General features: G+C 50.0%; 24 protein-coding genes and 1 tRNA gene. 11 read left to right on the top strand and 14 right to left on the bottom strand.

The window, feature by feature from the left end; genetic code table 11:
* Positions 1-143: 143 nt before the first annotated feature.
* Positions 144-1,016: a glucose 1-dehydrogenase gene (locus tag BRW63_RS15645; protein ID WP_073072592.1), complete on the bottom strand. Its 873-nt coding sequence runs from the start codon at positions 1,014-1,016 to the stop codon at positions 144-146.
* 400 nt (positions 1,017-1,416) lie between these two features.
* A tRNA-Met gene (locus BRW63_RS15640) sits at positions 1,417-1,493 on the bottom strand.
* A 165-nt stretch (positions 1,494-1,658) separates the two neighbouring features.
* Here BRW63_RS15640 and BRW63_RS15635 point away from each other — a divergent pair.
* From BRW63_RS15635 to BRW63_RS15625, 3 genes are all read left to right on the top strand, one after another.
* Complete coding sequence (locus BRW63_RS15635; RefSeq protein WP_073072590.1) at positions 1,659-2,381, top strand: response regulator transcription factor; 723 nt, start codon at positions 1,659-1,661, stop codon at positions 2,379-2,381.
* Between the two features lie 3 nt (positions 2,382-2,384).
* Positions 2,385-3,494, top strand: coding sequence for a sensor histidine kinase (locus BRW63_RS15630; RefSeq protein WP_073072588.1), 1,110 nt, complete (start codon positions 2,385-2,387; stop codon positions 3,492-3,494).
* 208 nt (positions 3,495-3,702) lie between these two features.
* Positions 3,703-4,521, top strand: a complete 819-nt coding sequence (locus BRW63_RS15625; protein WP_073072586.1) for an alpha/beta fold hydrolase — start codon at positions 3,703-3,705, stop codon at positions 4,519-4,521.
* A gap of 27 nt (positions 4,522-4,548) precedes the next feature.
* On the opposite strand, the gene BRW63_RS15620 is transcribed toward BRW63_RS15625, so the two are convergent.
* From BRW63_RS15620 to BRW63_RS15595, 6 genes are all read right to left on the bottom strand, one after another.
* Positions 4,549-5,862, bottom strand: a complete 1,314-nt coding sequence (locus BRW63_RS15620) for an aminopeptidase P N-terminal domain-containing protein (RefSeq protein WP_073072584.1) — start codon at positions 5,860-5,862, stop codon at positions 4,549-4,551.
* Positions 5,863-6,053: 191 nt separating this feature from the next.
* Complete coding sequence (locus BRW63_RS15615) at positions 6,054-6,878, bottom strand: MBL fold metallo-hydrolase (RefSeq protein WP_244913270.1); 825 nt, start codon at positions 6,876-6,878, stop codon at positions 6,054-6,056.
* Between the two features lie 17 nt (positions 6,879-6,895).
* On the bottom strand, positions 6,896-7,495 hold the full coding sequence (locus BRW63_RS15610; RefSeq protein WP_073072580.1) for an anthranilate synthase component II: 600 nt from the start codon (positions 7,493-7,495) through the stop codon (positions 6,896-6,898).
* A gap of 72 nt (positions 7,496-7,567) precedes the next feature.
* Positions 7,568-8,029, bottom strand: a complete 462-nt coding sequence (locus BRW63_RS15605) for a diacylglycerol kinase family protein (RefSeq protein WP_073072578.1) — start codon at positions 8,027-8,029, stop codon at positions 7,568-7,570.
* A 138-nt stretch (positions 8,030-8,167) separates the two neighbouring features.
* The gene (ybeY, locus tag BRW63_RS15600) at positions 8,168-8,683 is read right to left on the bottom strand and encodes an rRNA maturation RNase YbeY (protein WP_073072577.1); all 516 of its coding nucleotides are present in this window, start codon (positions 8,681-8,683) and stop codon (positions 8,168-8,170) included.
* Positions 8,684-8,695: 12 nt separating this feature from the next.
* Positions 8,696-8,893, bottom strand: coding sequence for a DUF3285 domain-containing protein (locus BRW63_RS15595; protein WP_073072575.1), 198 nt, complete (start codon positions 8,891-8,893; stop codon positions 8,696-8,698).
* A 103-nt stretch (positions 8,894-8,996) separates the two neighbouring features.
* Between BRW63_RS15595 and scpB the strand changes: the two genes are divergently transcribed.
* Both scpB and BRW63_RS15585 read left to right on the top strand, forming a co-directional pair.
* On the top strand, positions 8,997-9,497 hold the full coding sequence (scpB, locus tag BRW63_RS15590; RefSeq protein WP_073072574.1) for an SMC-Scp complex subunit ScpB: 501 nt from the start codon (positions 8,997-8,999) through the stop codon (positions 9,495-9,497).
* 163 nt (positions 9,498-9,660) lie between these two features.
* A complete protein-coding gene (locus BRW63_RS15585) occupies positions 9,661-9,993 on the top strand; it encodes a DUF760 domain-containing protein (RefSeq protein ID WP_073072572.1) in 333 nt (110 codons plus the stop codon).
* Between the two features lie 22 nt (positions 9,994-10,015).
* Here BRW63_RS15585 and BRW63_RS15580 read toward each other — a convergent pair whose 3' ends face one another.
* On the bottom strand, positions 10,016-11,209 hold the full coding sequence (locus BRW63_RS15580) for an HhoA/HhoB/HtrA family serine endopeptidase (protein WP_073072570.1): 1,194 nt from the start codon (positions 11,207-11,209) through the stop codon (positions 10,016-10,018).
* Positions 11,210-11,411: 202 nt separating this feature from the next.
* Here BRW63_RS15580 and psbQ point away from each other — a divergent pair, with 202 nt between their 5' ends.
* Positions 11,412-11,855, top strand: coding sequence for a photosystem II protein PsbQ (gene psbQ / locus BRW63_RS15575; protein ID WP_073072568.1), 444 nt, complete (start codon positions 11,412-11,414; stop codon positions 11,853-11,855).
* A gap of 47 nt (positions 11,856-11,902) precedes the next feature.
* Positions 11,903-12,991 carry an NAD(P)/FAD-dependent oxidoreductase gene (locus BRW63_RS15570; protein ID WP_073072567.1) on the top strand — a complete coding sequence of 363 codons (1,089 nt, stop codon included), beginning with the start codon at positions 11,903-11,905 and terminating at the stop codon, positions 12,989-12,991.
* 173 nt (positions 12,992-13,164) lie between these two features.
* Here the strand turns inward: BRW63_RS15570 and BRW63_RS15565 are convergent, their stop codons facing one another.
* From BRW63_RS15565 to psbZ, 5 genes are all read right to left on the bottom strand, one after another.
* Positions 13,165-15,174 carry a DICT sensory domain-containing protein gene (locus BRW63_RS15565; protein ID WP_073072565.1) on the bottom strand — a complete coding sequence of 670 codons (2,010 nt, stop codon included), beginning with the start codon at positions 15,172-15,174 and terminating at the stop codon, positions 13,165-13,167.
* Between the two features lie 224 nt (positions 15,175-15,398).
* The gene (ispF, locus tag BRW63_RS15560) at positions 15,399-15,878 is read right to left on the bottom strand and encodes a 2-C-methyl-D-erythritol 2,4-cyclodiphosphate synthase (RefSeq protein ID WP_073072563.1); all 480 of its coding nucleotides are present in this window, start codon (positions 15,876-15,878) and stop codon (positions 15,399-15,401) included.
* A gap of 33 nt (positions 15,879-15,911) precedes the next feature.
* On the bottom strand, positions 15,912-16,928 hold the full coding sequence (locus tag BRW63_RS15555) for a sulfate/molybdate ABC transporter ATP-binding protein (protein ID WP_073072561.1): 1,017 nt from the start codon (positions 16,926-16,928) through the stop codon (positions 15,912-15,914).
* Positions 16,929-17,040: 112 nt separating this feature from the next.
* On the bottom strand, positions 17,041-17,622 hold the full coding sequence (gene ribH / locus BRW63_RS15550) for a 6,7-dimethyl-8-ribityllumazine synthase (protein WP_073072560.1): 582 nt from the start codon (positions 17,620-17,622) through the stop codon (positions 17,041-17,043).
* Between the two features lie 259 nt (positions 17,623-17,881).
* Entirely contained in the window at positions 17,882-18,070 is a 189-nt protein-coding gene (gene psbZ, locus BRW63_RS15545; RefSeq protein WP_073072558.1) for a photosystem II reaction center protein PsbZ, read from the bottom strand.
* A gap of 95 nt (positions 18,071-18,165) precedes the next feature.
* Here psbZ and BRW63_RS15540 point away from each other — a divergent pair, with 95 nt between their 5' ends.
* From BRW63_RS15540 to BRW63_RS15525, 4 genes are all read left to right on the top strand, one after another.
* A complete protein-coding gene (locus BRW63_RS15540; RefSeq protein ID WP_073072556.1) occupies positions 18,166-20,910 on the top strand; it encodes a CBS domain-containing protein in 2,745 nt (914 codons plus the stop codon).
* Positions 20,911-20,973: 63 nt separating this feature from the next.
* On the top strand, positions 20,974-22,650 hold the full coding sequence (locus BRW63_RS15535) for a serine/threonine protein kinase (RefSeq protein WP_073072555.1): 1,677 nt from the start codon (positions 20,974-20,976) through the stop codon (positions 22,648-22,650).
* Positions 22,651-22,716: 66 nt separating this feature from the next.
* Entirely contained in the window at positions 22,717-23,043 is a 327-nt protein-coding gene (locus BRW63_RS15530) for a DUF6825 family protein (protein ID WP_073072553.1), read from the top strand.
* A gap of 65 nt (positions 23,044-23,108) precedes the next feature.
* Entirely contained in the window at positions 23,109-25,070 is a 1,962-nt protein-coding gene (locus tag BRW63_RS15525) for an ABC1 kinase family protein (protein WP_342353018.1), read from the top strand.
* The last annotated feature ends 30 nt before the right edge of the window (positions 25,071-25,100 follow it).

The raw sequence follows: 25,100 nt of genomic DNA, 5'->3' as shown, positions 1-25,100 counted from the left end.
TGCATGAATCCGGGAACGCCCCCTAAATCCCCCAATTTTGGGGGACTTTGAACTCCAGTTCCCCCAGAATTGGGGGTTAGGGGGCGAGTTCTAAGGGTGGTTTACGTCGAGAATTTTATTCATGCAGGAGGTCTAATGGCAGATTAACCACTCGACAGTTTGCCTCCGGTTACTTCTACAATGCTGCCAGTCATAAAACTTGAGTCTTGCGACGCTAGAAAAACGTAGGCTGGCGCGAGTTCTTCGGGCTGACCAGGACGACCCATTGCCACCTCATGTCCAAAGTTTTCAACTTCCTCGATCGGCATCGTTCCCGGAATGTTCGGAGTCCAAACCGGCCCAGGCGCAACTGCATTAACGCGAATCTTACGCGATCCTAAATTCAACGCCAACGCTTTTGTGAACGCGTGGATGGCACCTTTACTCGCGCAATAATCAATCAACATTTCGTTGCCGACTAACCCCACAATGCTGCCCGTGTTAATGATGGCATCCGCTTCTTTAAGGTGAGGCAGGGCGGCTTTTACCATGTAAAAGTAGCCAAAAATATTGGTTTCGAGGGTGCGACGAAACTGCTCTTCGCTGATGTCTTCAAATTGTTTTTGTGCCATTTGGTAAGCCGCATTATTCACTAGAATATTCAGTCCACCAAACTCAGTCACTACTTGTTCGACAGCTTGACGACACACTTCAGATTGACGCACATCTCCTTGAATCGCGAGACAGCGTTGCCCCTTTGCTTCGACCATTTCGCAGGTCGTTTTTGCATCTGCCTCGTTCTCGTTATAGAAAATCGCAACGTCGGCACCCTCTAGTGCAAAAGCGATCGCAACGGCACGACCGATCCCAGAGTCTCCTCCTGTCACCAATGCAACTTTGCCGCGAAGTTTTCCGGCTGGCTGATAGTTGGAGAGATCGCTATCAGGCGCAGGCACCATGTCTTTCTGACTAGCGGGATAAGGAAGCTTTTGCCCTGCAATCTCCTCAGAGGCTGGACGAAATTCTTTACTTTGCATCGGTTTAATTTATTTAGACATTAGACCTGTTGTTTCAATCGCGATCGTTACGATTGATCTTGTTGTTAATAATGTCGAGCAGTTAAATTAATCGCCTCATTCTAAGTCCACATCGTCTTCTATTTATATAACTGTCTTCTTGGCACTCTAAAATAACCTCTGCGAACGTTGTACACAGCGTTTACGAAACATGAAATTGATGGACATAATTTTGTAGAGTCAGTGTGTTGTAGTTTACTCACAACCCTAAATTAACCTAAGACTATGTTTAGTAGAGCAGTGCGAACTCTATCGATCGGAAGATTTTGCTTTAAGACAACTGTCGGAACTGGGTTGAAATTCTATTGATAAATTTCCATTAAAAAAGCCCCCAGTCAGACGGACTGAGGACTTATCGATTTGGTGGCGGGGCATGGATTTGAACCATGGACCTTCGGGTTATGAGCCCGACGAGCTACCAGACTGCTCTACCCCGCGTTGCTTTCGACTTATCCAATATAGCGTCAATTATCAAGTTTGACCAACTTATTTTCAATATTAGGACAAACTCAGGTGCATTAAGCCATGAAAGAGCCTGACAGCACCAGAAAAACGACGTAACGTGGAGAGAGCGCTCGATCGTTCCTTCACCATTCACACCTTATGGAAATCTTGATCGTTGAAGATGAAGCTGAAATCGCTCAACTGATTCAGCTTTATTTAGAAAAAGAAGGCTTCTCTTGCCGCACCTGTCGCGACGGGTTGACCGCCCTGCAACTCTTTCAAGAGCAAAAATTCGATCTGATTATCTTAGATTTGATGATTCCTAAACTAGATGGTCTAGAAGTCTGCGCCCGCATTCGTCAAAAACCCGGCTCTAAAGACCCCTATATTTTGATGCTGACTGCCAAGGGTGAAGAACTCGATCGGATCATTGGGCTATCAACCGGAGCCGATGACTATATGGTTAAACCCTTTAGCCCTAAAGAATTGGTTGCACGAGTCAGAGCGCTGTTGAGAAGAACGCTGCGTCAAGGGGGACAGAGCCAAATTTATCGAACGCATAGTTTCTCGATCGATCTCGATCAGCGATCGGCCACTCGTCACCTCAGCCCCGATCGATCAGAACCGCTCGACCTGACGACCTTAGAGTTTGACCTCCTCTCGACTTTTATGAGTTACCCCGGTCGCGTCTGGAATCGAACTCAACTCATCGACAAACTCTGGGGCGATAACTTCTTTGGCGATGAGCGGGTCGTCGATACGCACGTCGCTCGCCTCCGCAAAAAAGTCGAACTTGATCCTGCAAATCCGACCTTTGTTAAAACGGTGATCGGCGTTGGCTACAAATTTGAAGACATTACTGAATCATCTGCAAATAAATAATCTATGGCTAAACTTGGTCTACGGGCACGACTTTTTTTGTCTCACACGATCGTCATGGTGGTCGGCTTGAGCACTCTATTGACCGTAGGCAAACTCTACTCTCCGCGCCTGTTTATCACCCATATTGAAAAAATTCAGGTCGGCGGGGTCAACGTTCGATATTTTCGTCGTCAACTGCTCGAAGGATTTGAGTCAGCCTGGAGTCGGGGCGCTTTTTGGTCAGTGATCGTGGGTGGCACTACAGCAGGAGCGCTAAGTTATCTCGTGTCTCAGCGCATCGTGCAACCGTTGATTCAGCTAGAGCGCATCACTCGCAAGTTTGCATCGGGGCATTTAGAAGAGCGCGTGCCTGCCAATGAGATTCCTGAGTTAAATCGGTTGGCTGAGAGTTTTAATCACATGGCAAAAGAGCTAGAGGGCGTTGAGCAGCGTCGTCGCGATTTGGTCAGTGACTTAAGCCACGAGTTGAGAACGCCGCTAACGGTCGTAGAGGGCTATCTCGAAGGGCTGGCAGACGGCACGATCGAGGCTTCTTCTGACATCTATCAACGGCTTGCTAGAGAAACCACTCGCCTGCGCCGCCTTGTCAACGACCTACAAGAGCTTTCTCAAGCAGAGGCGGGCTATCTCCCCATTAATGCAAAACCTCTCAATATCTGCCCTCTATTAGCGTCCCTTGTCCAACGGTTTTCTGATCAACTTCTAGAAGGCACGACCATTCTGAGCCTTGAGTGTCCTGCTGATTTGCCACCCGCGATCGCTGACCCCGAACGAGTCGAACAAATTTTAGTCAATCTGATCGGCAATGCGTTGCGCTATACGCCTCAAGGTAGTGTGACTCTGCAAGCGTGGCAGGAGACGGGTCAGATGTGGATTGCCGTTAAAGATACCGGACAGGGCATTTCTTCAGACGATTTGCCCCATGTGTTTGAGCGATTTTGGCGGTCAGATCGATCGCGCGATCGTCACTCTGGTGGCACGGGCATCGGGTTAGCCATTTCTCGCCGCTTAGTCGAGTTGCAAAAGGGTGTCATTTTGGCTGAAAGCGAACTGGGCAAAGGGAGTGTGTTTCGATTTTCGCTGCCGATCGCCCAGCGATTCACGACTTTGTGATGAGTCGGTCACAAGGGTGTCAAACCGTGACCCTAAAGTGGAGAGGCTCAACTTTGTCAAGTCTGCTATGGTTCCCTTTCCTTTAATGGCGCTAATCATTGTCTGCGTCGTGTTAACCGCGTTAGCAACCCTACGCTTGTTGTTTCCCGCTAACAAGCCTCCCTGTCAAAGACGAGTTAAACATAGGAATTAAGAGATCAGTGTCCTTATGTCAGATAAGCCAGTAGCGTCTTTAGAGGGTTCAGTCATTAAACTGGGTAGTGTAGAACTTAAAGTTGCTTATTCACCGGGTCAGTCTCCGGCGATCGTGCTGGTGCATGGTGGGTTGGGCAATCGTTTTAACTGGCAAAAACAGTGGGAGTTTTTACGATCGCGCGATCGCGCAGTCCTCGCTTACGATTTGGCAGGACATGGTGAATCGGGTCGCTATCGTCGCTATTCGGTGGGCAGGCATCGCCGAGATTTAACTCGCCTCTTGCACCATTTCAAGATTCAGCACCCGATTTTGTGTTGTCATAGCTACGGCGTTCCGATCGGGCTAGAGTGGGCAAATCGTCATGCGGTCACAGCGCTGATTGCAATCGCAGGCGGCACTCACAATCTCACGCCCTGGTGGGAAGTTCCTCTGATGAAATTCTTTGCGGCTGGCGGATACCAGATTTATCACTCGTCTCAAGTTCAGCAATTAGTAGGAGCGGGTGATCAAGAATCAAGCTTACCGTCTGAATCGCATCCCTATCAGGTGATCGAGTCTTTTTGGGGCTATGACGGGCGAAAACACAAAATTCCTTGTCCAGTCATAGTGATTACAGGCGGACGCGATCCCGTATTTTCTTTGTCGATGGGCAATCAGTTAGCGACTCACATGCCCAGTAGCAATCATCTGATCGTACCCAACTCAGGTCACTCAGTCATGGTTGAAGCGCCCAACATTGTCAATCAAGCCCTTTGGCAACTGCTTCATCGAGGTGAACTTGTCGAGAGTTGGGTCGATTTGGTTAGTAATGGGTGGGTGAGCGATCGCTAATTTTTCCCATAAGATACTTAAGAGTGTCTAACCGCTTCGCTCCATTGCTTCGATCGCTTTGGGCACCGCCGCCGTCAAAACTTCATTTCCGGTGTCTGTCACTAACACATCATCCTCAATGCGAATGCCGATGCCGCGCCAGCGATCGGGCACTTCTGGCTGTCCTTCAAAGGGTTTAAAGTCTGGTCGAATATAAATTCCCGGCTCGACCGTGACAACTTGCCCTGACTGAAACGGTTGCCAAGTTTCGCCAATTTGCCGCACCCCAACATCATGCACATCTAGCCCCAGCCAGTGACCCGTGCCGTGCATAAAGAAGGGTTTATATTTTTTTTCTTTGATGATTTCTTCAATGTCTCCTTGCAAAAGTCCGAGTCCCATAAGTCCTTCTACGATCGTTCGCACGGCTGCATCGTGAAAGAGATTCCAGGGATTACCGGTCTGCACTTGCTCGATCGCTTTCAGTTGCGCGGTCAAGACTAATTCATAGAGAATGCGCTGCTCTTCTGTGAATTTGCTGCTAACCGGATAGGTGCGCGTGATGTCTGAGTTGTAGTAGTCATAAGAGCAGCCCGCATCGACTAACAGCAGTTCTCCGTCTTGCATCTGGCGACGATTTTCGGTGTAGTGCAAGATACAAGCGTTGGTTCCTGATGCGACGATCGACGGATACGCCGCACCTAAACCACCCCTAAGCCGAAACAGCCGCTCCATTTCTGCCTGAATTTCATATTCATAGCGCCCCGGTTTTCGCATATCTAGCGCCAGGTTGTGCGCTTCTGCCGCAATCTCAACGGCTTTTCGCATTCGCTCTAGTTCGTTCGCGCTTTTCACCTGTCGGAGCGGATGCAAAATTGGGCCGGGATCTTCAATCGAGATCGGCCCCGTGCCTCTTTTGTCGTAGGTTGACATCAATCGCTGCCAAAGATTGAGAACGGTCATATTAAACGTGCGATCGCGTCCCACATGGTAATAGATGCGATCGGCTTTCTCGACGTATTGAGGCAGCTTTTCATCGAGTTCAGCGATCGGATAAGCTTCATCTGCTCCATAGATCTCTTTTGCAGCCTCTACCCCAATGCGATAGCCTGACCAGGTTTCTTTGTCAGCATCTTTGGGACGCACAAACAGCACAAACTTCTGCGTCTCATGATGAGGCGCAAACACTGCGACGGCATCGGGTTCATCAAACCCCGTCAAATAGAAAAAATTGCTGTCTTGCCGAAAGTTATATTCGACATCGTTGTGCATTACCGAAGTCGGCGCACTGCGAAAAATGGCGGTGCCCGACCCAATCTTGGTCATCAACTGTTCGCGACGCTGGCGATAGTCAGAATGCATAAAAAATAGCAGCGTGAAGGGTAAAAGATGAAGGGTAAAGGGGATTGCTGAATGGCGGGATAATTGGGTAGGGGCAATCCCCCCGTGGTTGCCCTCCGTTAGGGGTAGGCACGGGGGCGCTATACCCTACAGCCATTTCATCCCCTCATTCTGCAACACGGGGCAAAAAGACATTTTACCCCTCACCCTCTTTAGAATTTGTAGCTTAAAACTTGAATTGCCATCCCATTTTTTGGCAAGTCTGATTTTTGAATCGAGATGGAATCGCCACCCTTACGCACCGGGACACCACTCATCAACTTGAGAAAGTCGTCAAGCCCAACGATCTCACACTGATCCTTAGCCGCCTGAGTGCGATATTGAGTCGGGATCACAAGTTTAGGGTTGAGCATCGCGATCGCTTGCTTTGCTTCTTGAGGAGTATAGGCTTTGGGCCCACCCCCGACTGGAATCAACAACACATCTGGGCTTCCCATTAAGATCTTTTGCTCAAGGGTGACTGGGGCTGCCGCACCCCCTAAATGCAGCACGGTCACGCCGCCTTGAGTCCAGCGCCAAGAGACGTTGCTGCCAAACCGCTTGCCGCCAACTCGATCGTGATCAGCGCCAATGCCCTGAATCTTGATCCCACCCACTTCATAGGCCCCAGGTTCGTAGAGCAAGCGAGGATTTCCGGGCACAAGCTCGATCGCGCCTTCATCTAAAAGCTGACTGCTGATCAGCACGAGGCTGGCACCGACCTTCGGCGCACGATATCCGGCTGTGCAACCCAGACTCCGAAAGGGATTGACCAGAATCTTCTGCCCACTGCCCGTAAATAAGAAGCAGGTGTGCCCCAAATATTGCACCGAGAGTGAATTAGTCTGTGCCCGAACAGAATCACTCCCAAAAATTACGCCTGTGCCTACTGCTGTCAGCAAGCTTGCCCCGGCATAACCCACAAACTGTCTTCGTTTCATTAGCGCCCTCACAACAAATTTAGCGTTCTGAACGGATTGGTGAGGTTCTGTAGACATCCCCAAACTCAAACCTTCTATCCCTGATTGCTAATATCCCGCAAAAAGTTCCTGAGCAATTGCTTGCCTGATGCCGTGAGCACACTTTCTGGGTGAAACTGCACCCCCTGAATGTGAGGATATTGTCGATGACGCACACCCATAATGGTTTGGTCATCAACCCAAGCCGTGATTTCTAGGACTTCAGGACAAGATTGCCGTTCAATCACGAGACTATGATACCGAGTTGCGGTCATTGGGTTGTCGAGTCCGTTAAAAACGCCTGTGTCGGTGTGATGCACCTCAGAGGTTTTACCATGCATCAGCAAGGGTGCCGAGACGATCGCGCCTCCAAACACTTGCCCAATGCTTTGATGCCCCAGGCACACCCCCAAAATCGGCATCGTTGGGCCAAGTTGCTGAATCAAATCGAGCGAGATGCCCGCGTCGTCTGGTCTTCCAGGCCCCGGTGAAATGACTACGCCTGCGGGGTGAAGCTGACGCACCTGCTCGATCGTGATCTGATCGTTTCGATAAACTTGAATGTCTGCCGCTACGGGAAACTCAGCCCCTAACTCACCGAGATATTGCACCAGATTATAGGTAAAGCTGTCGTAGTTATCAATGACAAGAATCATTTATATAGAGTGGAAGGATTAAAACTTACTGACTATCCTCCCATATTCTTTCGCGTCCCTGCTGCTTAGTCGTCAATGAAGTGCTAGTTCCACAAAGAGAAAAAGTTTGGGCAACAGCAGAAAACCAGCCACTAATAGCGCCGCGATCGACGACACCAAAACCGCCGCCGCCGCACAGTCTTTGGCAATTTTGGCGAGTTCGTGATAAGACTGCTTGACCGTTAAATCAACGACTGACTCGATCGCGGTGTTTAACAACTCCATCGCTAAAACCGCTCCGATCGTCAACCCAATCACCGCCAGCTCAACGACGCTGAGGTGCAGAAAAACGCCTGAGCCGATCGCGATCGCGCCCACAAAAACGTGAACTTTAAAGTTGCGCTGGGTTTGAAAAGCGTAGCTAATTCCCATCCAGGCATATTTAAAGCTCGTCCACAGAGTTGGAGCCACTTGCCACGCCAAATCGCGAGTGGGTTTGAGAGGCACCACTTTTGTGGAGGGGCGCTTTGGAGGTTGGCTAGGCAGTTCTGACATAGTGACTCACGAAGGGACAAAATAGGCAATCAGCAGCATTAACTCGATAGATTTGGCAAGAAGTGGCTCTCTCGTCTTATATTTTGCTTTAAACCACTTTAAAAGACAGTATTGCAAGATTCGTCTGAGGCGTAAAGATTAGTCAACTGGCAATGTTAGCCCGATCGCTTCTAGCAAAACCTGCTGCTGATTCAACATTCGGGTCAAGCTTTGATCATCGGGATGATCCCACCCTAAAAGATGCAGTAGCCCGTGTGCTGATAACCAGGCAAGTTCGGTTTGCAGAGAATGCTCCTGCTGATGTGCCTGTCGGACAGCCGTGTCGATCGAGATCACAATATCTCCCAGATATAGCGCCTCAAGATCATCGATCGGCTGAGGACTCTCGACTTCAAGCGCCGCAAACGCTAGTACGTCAGTTGGCTGGTTTTTCTGGCGATATTGGTGATTGAGGGTTTGAATCTCACGATCGTCAGTGAGACGCAAACTTAACTCATAAGCTTCTTGCAAATGCAGAGGCAAGCCATCCTCGACATCCGTTGGGTTGAGAAGCTCTAACCAAAGACGAAACCAAATCTCCCAAGTTTCCGCAGAGACGAGTATTTCATTTTGGTTAGCTGAAAAGCACTCCTGGACACTAACTTCGACTTGCATGAACCCTAAACCCTAACGAGTGATGTAAGCCAGCCCGACCAAAACGCTGAGAAGCCCGATCGTCGTCAGAGCAAAGTGGTAGATTGAAGTGCCGCGTTTACGCACCATGTTTCGCATGGCAAGCTTGACATAGCTGGGTTTCTTTGTATCTTTAGAGTCAGAAATTGCAGACTCAGCCGGAATTTCGGAGATCGGAGACGGATTACTCATAGATTCTGACGTGTCACAGCTTATAAAAGGAGAGTTACTCACTAATGTAGCAATTTGCGGACGCACTCCTTTTCGGTTCTTTATTTTTTTGCACGGTTCTCTCATGTCTCGTCTTTCTAGCACCCTTGAAGCGATTCTCTATCTAAAGGCACAGCCGTTATCGATCGCCGAGATGGCTGAGTTTGCGGCGTGCGATCGCGACTCTGCCCAAGAAGGGCTTTTAGAACTGATGGCGGACTATGCCCACCGAGACAGTGCCTTAGAAATCGTAGAAACGCCTAACGGATATGGCTTACAGCTACGAGAAGCATTTCAACATCTGGTACAGATTTTAGTGCCAGCAGATTTAGGAGTCGGCGAGTTGCGAACCCTGGCAGCGATCGCCATTAAGGGCCCGATCGCTCAAACCGACCTGGTAGAACTGCGGGGATCAGGTGCCTATCAGCATGTTCAAGAACTTGTATTGCAAGGCTTTGTCCGCAAGCGACGGCAGTCAGACGGGCGATCGTATTGGATTCAGGTGACAGACAAATTTCATCAATATTTTCAACTCAATCAGTTGCCTCAGAGCCTAGAAAAGCTGAGAAGCAAGGCAGCCGAATAAACCAAAACCTCGGAGGTTTAAGCCACTCTGTCGGTCACGATGCTTGATTCCTGGTTAAAACCTCCGAGGTTTGCGTAACTTTCCTTTGACTTTCTCTAAAAAGAGGTAGGGACACTCCCTAAAAGAAGTGCCAAAATAGTGCAATCGGCGTTTCTAGAACCTCATGGCATTTAACCCTGACAACGCTAACTTTGTCCAAACTGACGAGGCGGCTGACGTTAACGCACTTCTGAACTACCTCCAGCACCAATCACCCGACGTTTTAGAGCGCGTAGCTCGATCGGCCAGCCCTAGAGTCAAGCAAATTATCTCTCACAACGTTCAAGGCTTGATGGGTGTGTTGCCCCCGGAAGGCTTTGAAGTCAAGATCACCACCGATCGCGAGAACCTGGCAGGACTATTGGCTTCTGCAATGTTGACTGGCTATTTTCTGCGGCAGATGGAGCAACGCATGGAGCTAGAAGACCTGTCAGGAATTCGAGAAGAAATTGAGTAACGAGTCTCCGTACATTCGGTGACTACTGATCGGCACGATTGGTCGGAAATGCACCGGGGCGAACGCGGAACGTTTTGGTTTGACCGCCTCGAATCACTTCAACGCCGAGCAGGGTGCCGATCAAGCTAGATTCTACTTGTGCTTGCACATCAGAAGCGGTTTTGACCTGAGCGCCGTTGATTTTTTGAATGATGTCTCCTGGCTGCAAGCCACCTTGGGCAGCAGGAGAATTGTCCAACACCCGTGCGACGTAGACCCCTTGATCTTGACTGATTTTCACCTCAGTTTCTTTATCTTTATTGATCTCGTCACGAATCGTCGGAGTCAAATCGACCATTTGAATGCCTAAGAAAGGATGCTCGACCCGACCTTTGTTAAATAGTTGCTCGACTACCCGTCTTGCTGTCTCGATCGGAATTGCAAAGCCCAATCCCTGAGCGTCGGCTCGAATGGCTGTATTAATGCCGATCACTTCACCGCGATCATTCAGCAGCGGCCCGCCAGAATTACCCGGATTAATGGCCGCATCGGTTTGAATAAAGCTGACGCGCTTGTCAGGCACACCCACTTGAGAACTAGAGCGATCGACGGCACTAATAATGCCTGCTGTGACGGTGTTATCGAGTCCAAACGGGTTGCCAATGGCGATCGCCCACTGCCCCGGAATCAACGTCGAAGACTTGCCTAACTGCACACTCGGAAGATTGTTGGCATTGATTTTGACTGCCGCCACATCAGTCACCGGATCGACTCCCACGACTTTTCCTTCAAAGGTGCGCCCATCTTTGAGCTTAACCTCAACCGTGTCTGACCCAGAAACCACATGGGCGTTGGTAACTAGACGACCATCAGCGCTGACAATAAACCCTGACCCGGTGCCCCGCTCTACCCGATCTTCGGGAGCAGGAAGCTGGTCGCCAAAAAAGCGCTTAAACAGTGGGTTGCGAAGGGCATCTGGAACCTGACTTGTGACTCGCCGAGCCGAATCGATTCTGACGACAGCCGGGCCGACTTTCTCGACGGCGGCGGCAATAAAATTTGAGTTGTTGGCGGCACTATCCGAGATTGCAATCTTGGTTTGGGTTGCAAAAGGAGGCAACTCTGGTGGCAAGCTTCCACTAAGTCGATTGTTATAGTGACTGCTAACTAGGGCAGCGCCTCCCCCGATCGCTAACAGTGAAGTGCCGATCGCCAATTGCTTAAAAGAGAGAACCATAAAACTCGATCGCTCTATACCGCCATAGTCTAACCATAATCTAGAATTTGATTAAGAAAGCAATTATGCCTCTTCGACTGAGTGCTGTTGGAGTCCTTACGTGAGTTCCGTTTTGAGATACACTCCTTAACGCGGGCAGTAAACGGTTGCTCCTAAACTTGTGCCGCAGATTAAGTGATCAGTTGGAAATTAAAGTGTAGTTATGGCAAAGCATCGGTCAATTTTGTCTATCGTTTTAGCGTTTGTAGCGGTCTTGTTAATTAGCTGTGGCAGTCCAACAGTGGCGAAGGTTCCAACCTATACGTCTGAGCAGATTGCGACCATTCAAAGCTATGCCAATGAGGTGTCATCCATGCGCGATCGCATGCCCGAACTTCAGGCATTAATTGAAAAAAAAGACTGGACGTTTGCGCGCAATTTCATTCACGGGCCATTGGGTGAGCTGCGGGTGAAAATGAGCGCCGTGACGCGAGATCTCTTGCCCAATGCTCAAAAACCAGCCAGACAAGCCGCGAAGGAGGTGTTTGATGATCTGGTTGCCATCGATCGAGCGGCTGAACAGGCTGATTCTGATCTCGCAGTTCTCAAATATAACGAAGCAATCAAAGCGTTTGATGCTTTCTTCCAGCTAGTTCCTCAAGCGTGAAAGTGATGGGTCATGCGGACAAACTTTTTAGGATTGACGAGTGACCCATGACCCAGATTGCGATCGTCGGATGTGGCATTGTCGGAGCGACGATCGCTCACGAACTCAGCCAAGTTCCAGAACTGACGGTGACGGTTTTTGACCAGCAGCCCACCTCCGTCGAATCGAATGGGAGCATCTGCCCAACCTCTACAGGGGCAGCCCTCGGTGTATTGATGGGGGCAATCAGCAAAAAGGAGAAAGGCAATAATCTCCGAATGCGATTAGAAAGCCTTCGTTATTATGAAAAACTGATTCCTGAATTGGAAGCATTCACAGGTCTTAAAATTCCTTTTAATCGCAACGGCATCTTGATGCTGCAATTTGAGGAAGACCTTTCAGTTTGGGAAAAGCTGATTGAGATTCGGCGATCGCAAGGCTTAACTCTAGAGATTTTAGGACGCGATCGCCTCAAGTCTGACTATCCATTCCTGAATTTAGATCAGGTCACGGCGGCAATTTATTCACCTGACGATCGTCAAGTCAACCCCGTCGCATTAACGCAAGCTTTGATTGTTGCGGCAAAACAGCGAGGGGTAACGTTTCACTTTGATATCAGCGTGACCGGAGCGAACGATCGTGAAGTTCACACCACAAATGGAACGATGGCGATCGATTGGCTTGTCATTTCAGCCGGGTTAGGATCAACGCCGCTCACAAAATCCTTAAAGCAACCGATCGATATTCGACCTGTTTTGGGTCAGGCGATCCATCTCCAACTCAGCCAGCCGCTAGGAGTTTCAGAATTACAACCTGTGATCACGGGCAACGATGTTCATATTGTGCCGCTCGAAGACAGCGATTATTGGGTTGGTGCAACGGTTGAATTTCCCTCCGAGCCTGGAGAAGTGCAGCCTAATGCCGCGAGTTTTCAAGCGGTAATGCAGCAAGCGATCGCGTTTTGTCCCCGTTTAGCCAATGCTGAAACCATTCGGACTTGGTATGGCTTGCGTCCCCGTCCTCAAGGTCGCCCTGCCCCGATTATTGAACTGCTCCCAGGTTATCAAAACATTTTGTTAGCAACCGGACACTATCGCAACGGGGTGCTGCTAGCCCCAGCGACGGCAGAGCGAGTCAGAAGGGCAATCTCACCGTAAAATCACGTGAATTCGACGACTTCGTTACCAGTCTATCGCGCCCCCTAAATCCCCCAAAATTGGGGGACTTCAAGCCAAAATTTCCGGTTCAAAGTCCCCCAGGATGGGGGATTTAGGGGCAGAAGCCGCTCTTGACGAAGCAAACAAACTCGTCGAACTGACGTTAAAATCGTCTAGCGGGTTTTGCGCCGCCGACTCGTCGCGGGTTTCTTGTCTGAAAGGCTGGACTGGACGATCGGAATCGTAAAGTGAACCTGAGTGCCCTGATCTTTACCACCCGATTCTGCCCAGATCCGACCGCCCCACCCTGCAATAATTTGGCGACAGATTGCCAGCCCCAGCCCAGTGCCCCCAGTGGTGCGGCGTAAGGCTCCTTCTTCTTGGTAGAAGCGATCGAAGACCGTTTCAAGCCGATTCGATTCGATGCCTCGCCCAGTGTCTGCGACGATCACTTCTAACATTTTTCCGCCAGTGCGCTGTGCCTCAATGGTGATTTGTCCCGTTGAATCAGTGAATTTGCAGGCGTTATCGAGCAGTTTTGAAATCACTTCAACCAGCCATTCGCCATCGACTTGCACGAGAGGTAGCTCAGAAGGAAGTTGAGTGGTAACTTTGGGCAAAGGCGTATCGTATTTGTGCGCCTGAAGGCTGCTGAGAGCCAGATCAACGCATTCTTCAAGGGGCAACGGTTCGAGCCGCCATTCAATCCGACCGCTTTCAAGACGAGACAGGGTGAGAAAGTCTTGAATCAACTTTCGCATCCGATCGGAATCGGTCAGGGCTGAGTTAAGCATCACTTGCCGCAAGTCGGGCGACATATCGGGTTCGCTGGCAAGGCTTTCGAGGCAGACTTGAATCGTTGAGAGCGGCGTTCTTAGCTCGTGTCCAGTAATAGCAATTAGATTACTGCGGGTGCGATCGAGGGCTGCAAGCTGCTGGTTGAGGTCTTCTAAATTTGCATAAGCTTCGGCTTGAATCAGGGCAACCCCGATTTGAGTCGCGATCGCTTCGACCATTTCTAACTCACTGCGCTCTAGTTTGTGAGGCGTGGAGCAGTAGTGTAGCTCAACAATGCCCAATAGCTGGTTTTGATTGAGAACGGGCACCATCAGCCACGATCGGATCTGTCCATTTTGAGTCAATGTACTTTGAGTTTCACGCAACCGCTCATCGACATGCGTATCTTCAACATAGACAGGCTCTTGCTTTTGGACGACTTCTTGAAATAAAGGGTTTGCCCGGAGCGACCAAGATTGACCTACAAGGGAATGTGTATCAAAACTGGGAGGTTGACGCTTGGCTGGGCTAGAGGCAGCATAGCCACAGCTTCCTAAAAACTCATACTCTAGGGTTGCGGTTTCATCGGTTGATTTGCAGCGATAAATTAAACATCGCCCCGCTCCTAAAACTTTGCCCAACTCTTGCACCGCCACTTGCAGAATCTCGTTGGGGTTGAGCGATCGCCGCACTGCCGCCGTGATCGAGTTAATCAAGCGCTCTTTGCGTTCTTTCTCGGCGATCGACCGATAGGCCTTTGCCAGCTTATATTGCCCCGCTTGCAGGTAGGTAACGAGCCGTTCGGCAAACGGCCCCGGATCGACTTGATTAAAGCCACAAGTCGCGTCTGTTTTAATCTGTGCCAGCATCAGCTCAGTTTTAGCTGCCAAATCTGGACGGTAGATCTGAATGCGTTTTAGCAGCAGATTTGCCGCCTCATAGACAGTTTGGCGATCGAACGTCCAGATGCCTTCAAAGCGGCGAGACTGATCGATATGCAAGTCTTGAATGTTAGCAGGCGGATCGGGCTGTTGTCGCTCACGGCAAATTAGACAGGATGCATAGTGCGCTCCTAGTACGACTAGATGCCATTCTTGACTGAGGGCATCGGCTGGCTGAAAGGCGATCGTTTCATAGTCTTGACGATCGACAAAATCAGTTTCAGGAGCCGCTAAGACATAAACCTGATCAGTACGTTCGGCGATTCGCAAATATCGATGGGCTTCTTGCCGATAAAACCGTTCTCGCTGAAAGCTGGCAATCACCAATGGGCGATCGACCCCTGCCAAAACCTGGTCTTCCATCGCGTGTGAGAGGGCGGTGAGTGAAGACTTAAAATAGATTTGGGGGCGAACTTGAGGAAAGGCTTTGAGAAGTTCTTCGAGGACGGATTCGGAGATGATCATCGATAGTGCTCTACCAGCCAGACTGGATAACATTCGGCAAGTCAGGACAGAACCTAGCCGACGAATCGAATAGGTAGGAAGTTCTCAACATGAACCACAGCAGACCTGTTATGAACCACACTCTTGCCTAAAATTGTAAAGGCTTAACGTCATTCTGCTGCTATCTCCGGGTCTTTCTTAACGCCCAAAGATCGATCAAAGTTCAGCACCTTACAAAGAAATTTTCACGACTGTTCTAATAAAACGATCGCATGAGCCGCGATCGCTTCTTCGCGACCCACTGCGTCGAGTTTCTCGTTGGTTGTGGCTTTGACCCCGACCCGATCGGGCGGCAAATTGAGAACGATGGCAAGGCGCGATCGCATCGCTTCAATGTGGGGCTTGAGCTTAGGTCGTTCAGCCACGACAACCGAGTCGATATTGCCAATCTGCCAGCCTTTCTCCTGAATCAACCGATGCACTTGCGCCAGCAACACCAGACTATCGGCACCTGCCCACTGCGGATCGGTCGGGGGAAAATAGTGCCCGATGTCTCCCAGGCTCAAGGCTCCTAGCATCGCATCCATAATCGCATGGGTGAGTACATCGGCATCACTGTGCCCTAATAAACCAGTTTCGTGGTCGATTTTGATGCCGCCTAAGATTAAATCTCGTCCACTAACAAGGCGGTGAACGTCATATCCGTTGCCGATTCTAAGAGTCATTTGATGGCGATTAGCATTCAGTTTTAGCAGAAATTAGATGGAATAGTAGAGCGGAAAAGATTTTGCATCTTTGGGTTTGACATAAACTCGTTGCTCAGGTTCTAGCTTTAATTCATCAAACCGATCGCGAGTCAGATGAGCCGTCACCACTTGACCATCGTCGAGCGTCAATTCAGCTTGAATTTCCCAACCCAAGTGAATTAACCGACTGATTCTAGCGGGAACAGTGCTGCCGTTTGAAGAAGTCTCAATTAAAACGTCTTGAGGACGCAGAAACATTTCAGGATGAGCCGAATCAAACCCGTTATTTTGAAAAATCCTTGACGAACTGGGCAACACGTTCACCGGCCCAATAAAGCTCATCACAAAAGCACTCGCTGGGTGATCATAAATTTCAGCCGGGGTGCCGACTTGCTCAACTTTGCCTTTGTTCATCACCACGATTTCGTCTGAGACTTCCATCGCTTCTTCTTGGTCGTGGGTGACAAAGACGGTTGTGACGTGCACTTCGTCGTGCAAACGCCGTAACCAGACTCTGAGGTCTTTTCTCACTTTGGCATCAAGCGCCCCAAAAGGTTCATCAAGCAATAGCACTTTGGGTTCTACGGCCAGTGCGCGCGCCAAAGCAACTCGTTGCCGTTGTCCGCCGGATAGTTGCGAGGGGTAGCGATCGCCCATCCCAGACAACTGCACCAGATCTAACAACTCCTCGACGCGCTGTCTGACCCTGGTAGTCTTCGCTTTGCGGATCTCTAGCCCAAATGCAATGTTTTGCCGCACGGTCAGGTGCTTAAACAGCGCATAGTGCTGGAAGACAAAGCCAATGTTACGGTCTTGCACACTGCGATCGGTGGCATCTTCGCCCGTAATCAAAATCCTGCCCACATCGGGAGTCTCTAACCCTGAAATCAGTCTCAGCAGAGTGGATTTGCCCGACCCAGAAGGACCCAGTAAGGCGACGAGAGAGCCGCTCTTCACTTCTAAATTGACTTGATCGACCGCTTGGAAGCTGCCAAATCGCTTTGATACGTCTTGTATTAGAATGCCCACCGCAATCCCCGGCTTTTCGATGAGATTACTGTAGATTTATAGCACAAACTCAGGTGCAAGTCTTCAAAAATTTTATTGAAATCGAAGTTCTTGGAAGCGTCTGTAACCGATCTTACTCGACCGATGGGTCAGCGACTGCTTCTTGAAACGAGGCTGACAAACTGTGATGAGCCGTGGGAGCGATCGCGCTATTGCCATAGTGGTTGCCTGCTGGAACGCCTTTAACCTGACGCATCAGACTGGCCATCTCAAGTGCATCCATCCCATAGCCCCAGCCATGATTGCTCTTGATTCCAGCCCGCTCTAGGGCTTGCTGCATATTGTCTGCGGTGATCACCCCAAAAATCACGGGAACACCCGTTTGAAACCCAGTTGCGGCGATGCCTTTTGAGACTTCTGCCGAAACATATTCAAAGTGTGGCGTTTGACCTCGAATAACGGCACCTAAACAGATGATCGCATCATAGCGATCGGTGATTGCAAGTTGACGGGCAACGAGAGGCAACTCAAAACATCCCGGAACCCAGGCATAATCTACCTGAGTGCCTTGAGGGTTGACATCAACGCCGTGACGCTTCAGGCAATCTTGACAACCTTCCACCAGTTTGTTTGTAATCAGGTCATTAAAGCGCGCAATCACGAGTGCAAAACGAAGTGACTCCGTTTGCGAGAACGATCCTTCAAAAATAGTCATTGTTTCAATCTAAGCGTCAACATTTCACAGCTACGATCGAAGGTAGACTGCCCCTACTTTTACCCTTGGGTGCAAACCTAAGAATATTTACTCAATCTACCGGGATCGTCAGTCTTTGAATAGAGTTGACACAGTATTTTATTTAGGTTCTACATTTCGTGACGAAATCTGGCGCTTACTCAAGCAGTTTTAGCGGACGGAACTCTAATTTAAAAGGGGTCGAAAGCACTAAGTTTTCTTCCCCTAGTTTACAAGATTCTTAAGCAACCAAGAAGTTTAATGCCCCAACCGTTAGCACCAACAGAGTCCAGATTCCAGCACCCAAATAAAGTAGGCGCTTTGACTGATCCCAGTTTTGAGGAGATGCATAAGCAACGGGCACCCCAACCACCATCACAAATGAGAATATTACTAGAGCAGCCAAGGCGGCTTGAAACAAAATTGTCATTATCTTCTCCCTACTACAGCAAACAAATTAAATCTAGATTTGGCGGCATACAGGCTGCAACTTTGACTAGCCATAAGTAGTAACCTATCAGAAAAATGGATCTGATTCTATGTCATATCACGGCAGATTTCGATACGTTGGGTGCGGCGATCGGGCTATCTCGCCTCTTGCCGGGATCACGAATTGTGCTGGCAGGAGGAGCGCATCCTACCGTACGAGATTTTCTGGCTCTGCATCGAGATGAATATGCCTTGATTGAGCGGCGATCGGTGAATCCGCAAAGCATCCGATCGCTGTCGGTGGTCGATAGTCAACGGCGCGATCGTTTGGGCAAAGTTGCAGAATGGTTAGATTTGCCAGATATCCCGATTACGCTTTATGACCATCACTCGGATACAGAGAGCGATATTTTTGCCCAAGACCGCCACGTTGAAGCGGTTGGGGCTACGACCACTTTAATCGTTGAGCGACTTCAGATCGCGCAAATTTTGCTGACGGCGATCGAGGCGACGGCAATGGCACTCGGAATTCACGTCGATACAGGTTCTCTAACCTTTGATCATGCCACTCCCAGAGATGCGTCGGCGTTAGCGTGGCTGATGGGGCAAGGAGCTAATTTAAGGGCGATCGCAGAGTATATCGATCCCGGACTCTCACCCACGCTGCAAGACTTACTAGGAGTGGCACTCGAAAATTTGCAATCCAAAACCGTTCAGGGTTACACCGTTTCTTGGGTGATTCTCAAAACCGATGACTATGTGCCTGGGCTTTCGAGTCTCGCCTCTCGATTAGTGGAGTTGACCGAAAGTGATGCGCTGCTGTTGCTGCATCGCTATTGCCGGGGAGTCGATTGCCGAGTGAATGAAGCCAACGTTTTGAGTGTGATTGGGCGATCGCGCATCGAAGGCACCAACCTCAACGAATTGTTTAAACCCTGGGGCGGAGGCGGACACCCCAAAGCTGCCGCGCTGACTTTGCGGGATGGTGATTTTCAGGAAATCTTGACGCAGCTGCTCACCCAGTTTGAGGCTCAGATTCCGCCATCTCTAACGGCACGAGAGTTGATGTCATCGCCAGTTCGCACGATTCGTCCTGACACGACGATCGACGAAGCTCAACGAATTCTATTGCGCTATGGTCATTCTGGGCTGTCAGTCGTAGATGCCAATGATCAACTAGTCGGAATTATTTCTCGTCGCGACTTGGATATAGCTTTTTATCACGGGTTTGGTCATGCCCCGGTTAAAGGCTATATGACCACGAACTTAAAGACGATCGCGCCTGATGCCCGACTGCCAGAAATCGAGTCATTAATGGTGACTTACGATATTGGTCGCCTACCCGTTTTAGATCAAGGGCAACTCGTCGGCATTGTGACTCGCACAGACGTGCTGCGGCAACTTCATCAAGCTGACACTAACCAAAGACCTGACAACCACTCAAAATCCACCCTTCAAAGTCCAAAATCCAAAATCAGCCTCGATCGGCTTTCTGCTCATTTACAAGAATTTTTGTCGATCGCCGCAAACCAGGCAGAACAGCACGGCTGGCATCTCTATCTGGTGGGCGGAGCCGTGCGCGATTTGCTGCTGACCGATTCTGATCAACCCGTGATGTTGACCGACATTGATTTAGTCGTCGATGGGTTTCACCGTTCTGCTGATGTCGGCGCGGGGGTGGAGTTAGCGCGATCGCTGCAACGTCTCTATCCCGATGTGCGTTTAGATATTCACGGACGGTTTCAAACTGCGGCGCTGTTATGGCACAAAGATCCAACCTTCGACTCTTTGTGGGTTGATATTGCCACCGCCCGAACTGAGTTTTATCCATACCCGGCGGCAAACCCAGAAGTTGAGGCGAGTTCAATTCGTCAAGATCTTTATCGTCGGGACTTCACCATCAATGCAATGGCGCTGCGGCTGACTAATCCGCGCTTCGCAGATACCCGCAAGGGGCCGGGCGAATTGCTAGACTTCTTTGGCGGATCGCTAGACTTGCAGGCAAAGCAAATTCGCGTCTTACACCCCAACAGTTTTATTGAAGATCCGACTCGAATTTATCGAGCCGTCCGGTTTGCCACCCGATTAGGATTTGAGATTGAGCCACAGACCGAACGCTATATTCGTCACGCGATCGCGAGTGGCATTTACGAACAAATCCAAGATCGTCAAGTCGCGGGTCGAGTCATTGCCCCTGCCCTGCAAACTCGTCTCAAATCAGAACTCAAATACATACTGCAATCGTCTTATTGGAAAGCAGCTTTAAACCAATTAGCACACCTGGGAGCTTTGCGCTGTATTCATCCCAAATTAGAGCTAGACGATGAATTGAGGTGGCAACTGCGGTCAGCCGATCGTTGGCTGCATCGGCTTGATCGTTCGCAACTTCTACCATCTTGGCAATTGCTTTTAGAAGTTTTGATCGCGCATCTCGCACCTGACGATCGTGCCTCCGTTGCTCAAAACCTGCAACTTTCTGCCGATGGCATCGATCGATTAGTTCAGCTAGAACCCGTTCGATCTAAGCTGGAATCCTTGTCGATCAGTCTGTCGCCAAGCCAAATTGTGCAATATTTAAAGCCCTATGAACTGCCGCTTTTGATTTTGGTTGCGGTCAAGAGTTCTCGTGCTATTCGTAAGCAAATCTGGCGTTATTTGACGATTTGGTCAACCGTAAAGCCACCTTTAGACGGCAACGATTTGAAAGCTTTGGGCTACAAACCGGGTCGGCAATTTAAGCAGATTTTAGACGATTTGCTGTCAGCAACTTTGGATGGGAGAGTGCACGATCGAGCCGAAGCTGAGGCGTATTTGGCACAGCACCATGCCCCAAACTCGTGATTCCTGATTCTCAAAAATTTCTTAGAAAGGGGTAGCATAGTTGGGATTGTGCGAGGGGCAAGCATGAAGCTAAAACCAGGATCAACGCTACAAGGCGGAAAGTATCTCTTAAATCAAGTTTTGGGAGAAGAGGGCTTTGGGGCGACTTACCTCGCGACCCAAACGCTCTTAAATCAAGCCGTTGTGATCAAGACGCTTGATGCTAGTTTGCAGGTGACTCGTAGCTTTCCTCATTTGCACCAGCGTTTTGTCGAAGAAACGCGCCTCCTTGCTAGAAGTCAGCATCCCAGCATTGTCCGCGTTCTCGACTTTTTTCAAGAAGAAAACCTGCCCTTTTTAGTGATGGAGCATGTGCCAGGGCAAACGCTGGCAGAGGTGGTGAAATCCAAAGGGGCATTGCCTGAAGCCGAAGCGATTCACTACATTCGACAAATTGGCTCGGCGATCGACACCGCCCATCACAATGGGTTAATTCACCGCAATCTTAATCCTCAGTCAATTATTCGCCGACCCGGAACTCATCTAGCCGTGCTGGTGGGCTTCGGAATCGCCCACGAGGTTGCGAGTGCGGTCAGCCCTCCTCAAACCAACATTTTTGACTCTAATGATTTTGCGCCACCTGATGCGCTTTGGGGTGCTGATAATCGATTTGCGATCGACCTCTACGGGCTGTCTGCCATTCTCTATTATTTGCTGTCTGCTCGCGCTCCAGGACGCTCTCCTCAGCTAGACCCAGAAGCGTGGAATCCGGCACTCAAGCAAGCGATCTTGCAAGGCATGACCTCTGATCTGACTCGTCGCCCCTCCACGATCGCCGCTTGGCTCCGTTTACTGCCCAGCGAAGCCGTTCCGCTCAAGTCTGTCACGGCAATAGCGGCTCCTCTTCCGGGTCAACCTGCTCAAAAAGATGCCCCAATCATGGAGCCAGTTTTAGAGGTTGCAAAGCCGCTTTCTCCGGCGATTAGCGCAGAGCGCAACTCCGCCGGAACCGCCACCGCTTTACCCGTTCTCCCTAAACGAGAACCCACTAAACCCGTGGTTTCTCAAGAAAGTGAGCGCTTAACGGCACCTTTAGCGATCGCGCCAGCAGTTCAGGAAGCTTTACCTGCTGTGCCCAAAACAATTTCAGCATCTACAACCCGTAAGCTGGCTTTCACATCAATGACTATCCCGCTCGAAATCAGCCGACATCTTCCTAAGTTTATTGGGCTGACCAGTGCTGCCGCCGTCTCGATCGGAATTGGCTTCGGGTTAGCTCTGCGTTTTAGTGCCGCTCAAGCTCCAGGTGCCAGTTTCTTTCACCCAGACCAAGCCTTTCCTTCAAAAGATTGGAAGGGGACGCTAAGCCCTCAAGGAGACGTGTCTGATGTCCCGATCGAGAAACCAGGTGTAACTCCGGGCGATTATCGCAACAATTTGGCATCTCCTCAAAGTGCTTCATCCGCTTCAAGGTTTTCAGACGACGCGCCGCCTCGCAAGGTGACCGCTCCAGAGGAATTGATCGCGCCACCCATTCGATCGACAGCGCCTCGTCAATCAACCATCACAAAACCGGCTCCTGCTGTCCCGACAGCGCAACCCGAACCGATCCCGACTGTTCCCGCTCCAAGTGCACCGCCGATCGCTCCCGCCCCGGCTCCTGCGGACGTAGCTGATCCTGTGCCTCCCGCCAAGCCTTCTACTGGCACCACTCGCGGGTCAGTCGTGGTGCCAACTATCCCAGAAGACCCCAAACTTTAAAGTCCCTATCCTTCATCCCTTTCCTAAGCAAGCTATAATTTTGGCAGCGCGCTTGGTAGATTTTTGATGAATAATTCCCTGATTCATGCTTTTTTTGTCGGTCGAGCGATCGCCGAGATTGCTTACGAACAGCTAGAAAATGGGGTCACAAATGCCCTGAGTGAGTTGGGCAAGTTTGATGCCGAGCAGAGAGAAAACTTACGGACTTTTGTCGATCAGGTGGCTGAAAGAGCAGCCCGTGAAGAAGAGATTGCGATGCAAGCAAGAACGGCTTCGACTGGTGTGCGTGTAGGCTCTCAAACTGAAGATCTGCAAGCCACGATCGATGAACTTCGCGCTGAAATTGCCCAACTCCGATCAGCCCTGCAAGTCTATCGCAGCCGTTCTGTTTAAAAAACTCAGCGATCGTGGCTAAACACCGCCGCCCTTAGATCAGCCCTCTTTAGTTGGAAAGTCGAGTGTCTGTTTCTCCAAATGACTCCAGTAAGCCTCAGCGATCGCCCAGCCAAATCCTGACAGAAACGGCGAAGCCACCAGCAGTGGATGCTGACCTGCACGATCTCCAGTCCCTAACCGGGGAAACTGTACGCCATCCACTCGGCACCTCGTCTGAAATCAAGCAGACACATAGCGATGACCAGGCAGAATTATATGCAGTTGAACCCTCACTACATCCCTTAGATAATTCCGTAGTATCGACCTCTACAATGGCTGATAGAGCACACAAATCGATGGGAAAACCTCACTCAGCCAAAGCCTATCGCTGGAGTCGGGAAAATTATTCGCGCCGAGGTCGCTTCATTGACATTTGGGCATTTGTGCTTAAATTGTTGGGGGCGAGATGGCTCTATAAAAAGTCTTGGAGCTATCAGGGCGGCATCTCAGACGAAAAAAAGGCAGCGAGACGCAGCACTCTAGCTGTTTGGATTCGCGAGACGCTGCTAGACCTTGGGCCCACATTCATCAAGATCGGGCAGCTTTTTTCAACGCGAGCTGACTTATTTGCTCCAGAGTTTGTTGAAGAGTTGTCAAAGCTGCAAGACCGAGTTCCGGCATTTAGCTATGAGCAGGTCGAATCAATTATTGAGCAAGATTTAGGGAAATCGATCGAAGAACTCTTTCGCAGCTTTGACCCAATTCCGCTGGCTGCCGCCAGTCTAGGGCAAGTTCATCGGGCCCAACTGCATTCTGGCGAAGAGGTTGTTGTTAAAATTCAGCGTCCCGGACTTCGCAAGCTGTTTGAGATTGATCTACAAATTCTTAAAGGCATCACTCGCTATTTTCAAAATCATCCAGAGTGGGGCAAGGGGCGCGACTGGTTGGGCATCTACGACGAGTGCTGCAAAATTCTCTGGGAAGAAATCGATTACCTCAACGAAGGACGCAACGCAGATACGTTCCGTCGCAATTTTAGAGGCATGGATTGGGTAAAAGTGCCTAGAGTTTATTGGCGCTACACGTCTCCTCGTGTTTTGACCTTAGAGTATGCGCCGGGGATCAAGATTAGTCACTATGAAGCCTTAGAAGCTGCTGGACTCGATCGCAAAGAACTCGCCCAAATGGGTGCTAGAGCCTATTTACATCAACTGCTCGACAATGGTTTTTTTCACGCCGATCCCCACCCAGGCAATCTTGCAGTCAGCCCCGATGGTTCTCTGATTTTCTATGACTTTGGCATGATGGGGCAGGTGCAGGCAATCACACGTGAAAAGTTGTTAGACACATTCTTTGGGATCTCTCAAAAAGATGCCGATCGCGTCGTTGAGTCACTGATTGCACTCGGAGCCTTAGCCCCTACCGATGATATGGGTCCGGTGCGGAGATCGGTGCAGTTCATGTTAGACAACTTCATGGACAAACCCTTTGAAGATCAGTCTGTGAGCGCCATCAGCGACGATTTATATGAAATTGCCTACGATCAGCCGTTTCGATTTCCTGCTACATTTACCTTTGTGATGCGCGCCTTCTCAACCTTAGAAGGTGTAGGCAAAGGTTTAGACCCAGAGTTTAACTTTATGGAGGTTGCAAAACCTTTTGCAATGCAGCTTATGACAAATGGAAATTCTTCCTCGGAAGCAGGCAGTCTGTTGAATGAGTTAAGCCGTCAGGCTGTGCAGGTCGGCAATACTGCCTTTGGGTTGCCCCGCCGCATCGAAGACACGCTAGACAAGCTAGAGCGAGGCGATATTCGCGTTCGAGTGCGCTCAACCGAAACCGATCGGGTCTTACGGCGCATCAGTGGCGTAAATATGGGCACAAATTACACCCTGCTGACCTCTGCGTTTACGGTTTCAGCGACTATTTTGTTTGTCAATGGCTATCCCTGGTTAGCCCTCGCCATGGCGGTGGCGGCTCTTGCTGTCGCGATCGTGTTAATTCGACTGCTGGTTAAGCTCGATCGCTATGAGAGAATGCCCTAAACTAAAATGTCTCTAACTACCTTTGCCCAG

Origin of the sequence: Phormidesmis priestleyi ULC007, assembly GCF_001895925.1 — a bacterium.
Lineage (GTDB): Bacteria > Cyanobacteriota > Cyanobacteriia > Leptolyngbyales > Leptolyngbyaceae > Phormidesmis_A > Phormidesmis_A priestleyi_A.
The sequence above is the reverse complement of the archived record's forward strand: the minus strand, read 5'-3'. Positions and strand labels throughout refer to the sequence as shown.

Excerpts from the sequence above, each read along its gene's own strand:
- scpB (WP_073072574.1), top strand. The coding sequence starts at position 8,997 with ATGTCTCGTCTTTCTAGCACCCTTGAAGCGATTCTCTATCTAAAGGCA.
- BRW63_RS15635 (WP_073072590.1), top strand. The coding sequence starts at position 1,659 with ATGGAAATCTTGATCGTTGAAGATGAAGCTGAAATCGCTCAACTGATT.
- ribH (WP_073072560.1), bottom strand. The coding sequence starts at position 17,622 with ATGACTATTTTTGAAGGATCGTTCTCGCAAACGGAGTCACTTCGTTTT.
- psbQ (WP_073072568.1), top strand. The coding sequence starts at position 11,412 with ATGGCAAAGCATCGGTCAATTTTGTCTATCGTTTTAGCGTTTGTAGCG.
- BRW63_RS15605 (WP_073072578.1), bottom strand. The coding sequence starts at position 8,029 with ATGTCAGAACTGCCTAGCCAACCTCCAAAGCGCCCCTCCACAAAAGTG.
- BRW63_RS15625 (WP_073072586.1), top strand. The coding sequence starts at position 3,703 with ATGTCAGATAAGCCAGTAGCGTCTTTAGAGGGTTCAGTCATTAAACTG.
- BRW63_RS15610 (WP_073072580.1), bottom strand. The coding sequence starts at position 7,495 with ATGATTCTTGTCATTGATAACTACGACAGCTTTACCTATAATCTGGTG.
- ispF (WP_073072563.1), bottom strand. The coding sequence starts at position 15,878 with ATGACTCTTAGAATCGGCAACGGATATGACGTTCACCGCCTTGTTAGT.
- BRW63_RS15630 (WP_073072588.1), top strand. The coding sequence starts at position 2,385 with ATGGCTAAACTTGGTCTACGGGCACGACTTTTTTTGTCTCACACGATC.
- BRW63_RS15645 (WP_073072592.1), bottom strand. The coding sequence starts at position 1,016 with ATGCAAAGTAAAGAATTTCGTCCAGCCTCTGAGGAGATTGCAGGGCAA.
- BRW63_RS15535 (WP_073072555.1), top strand. The coding sequence starts at position 20,974 with ATGAAGCTAAAACCAGGATCAACGCTACAAGGCGGAAAGTATCTCTTA.
- BRW63_RS15585 (WP_073072572.1), top strand. The coding sequence starts at position 9,661 with ATGGCATTTAACCCTGACAACGCTAACTTTGTCCAAACTGACGAGGCG.
- BRW63_RS15540 (WP_073072556.1), top strand. The coding sequence starts at position 18,166 with ATGGATCTGATTCTATGTCATATCACGGCAGATTTCGATACGTTGGGT.
- BRW63_RS15620 (WP_073072584.1), bottom strand. The coding sequence starts at position 5,862 with ATGCATTCTGACTATCGCCAGCGTCGCGAACAGTTGATGACCAAGATT.
- BRW63_RS15565 (WP_073072565.1), bottom strand. The coding sequence starts at position 15,174 with ATGATCATCTCCGAATCCGTCCTCGAAGAACTTCTCAAAGCCTTTCCT.
- psbZ (WP_073072558.1), bottom strand. The coding sequence starts at position 18,070 with ATGACAATTTTGTTTCAAGCCGCCTTGGCTGCTCTAGTAATATTCTCA.
- BRW63_RS15530 (WP_073072553.1), top strand. The coding sequence starts at position 22,717 with ATGAATAATTCCCTGATTCATGCTTTTTTTGTCGGTCGAGCGATCGCC.
- ybeY (WP_073072577.1), bottom strand. The coding sequence starts at position 8,683 with ATGCAAGTCGAAGTTAGTGTCCAGGAGTGCTTTTCAGCTAACCAAAAT.
- BRW63_RS15595 (WP_073072575.1), bottom strand. The coding sequence starts at position 8,893 with ATGAGTAATCCGTCTCCGATCTCCGAAATTCCGGCTGAGTCTGCAATT.
- BRW63_RS15580 (WP_073072570.1), bottom strand. The coding sequence starts at position 11,209 with ATGGTTCTCTCTTTTAAGCAATTGGCGATCGGCACTTCACTGTTAGCG.
- BRW63_RS15570 (WP_073072567.1), top strand. The coding sequence starts at position 11,903 with ATGACCCAGATTGCGATCGTCGGATGTGGCATTGTCGGAGCGACGATC.
- BRW63_RS15615 (WP_244913270.1), bottom strand. The coding sequence starts at position 6,878 with ATGTCTACAGAACCTCACCAATCCGTTCAGAACGCTAAATTTGTTGTG.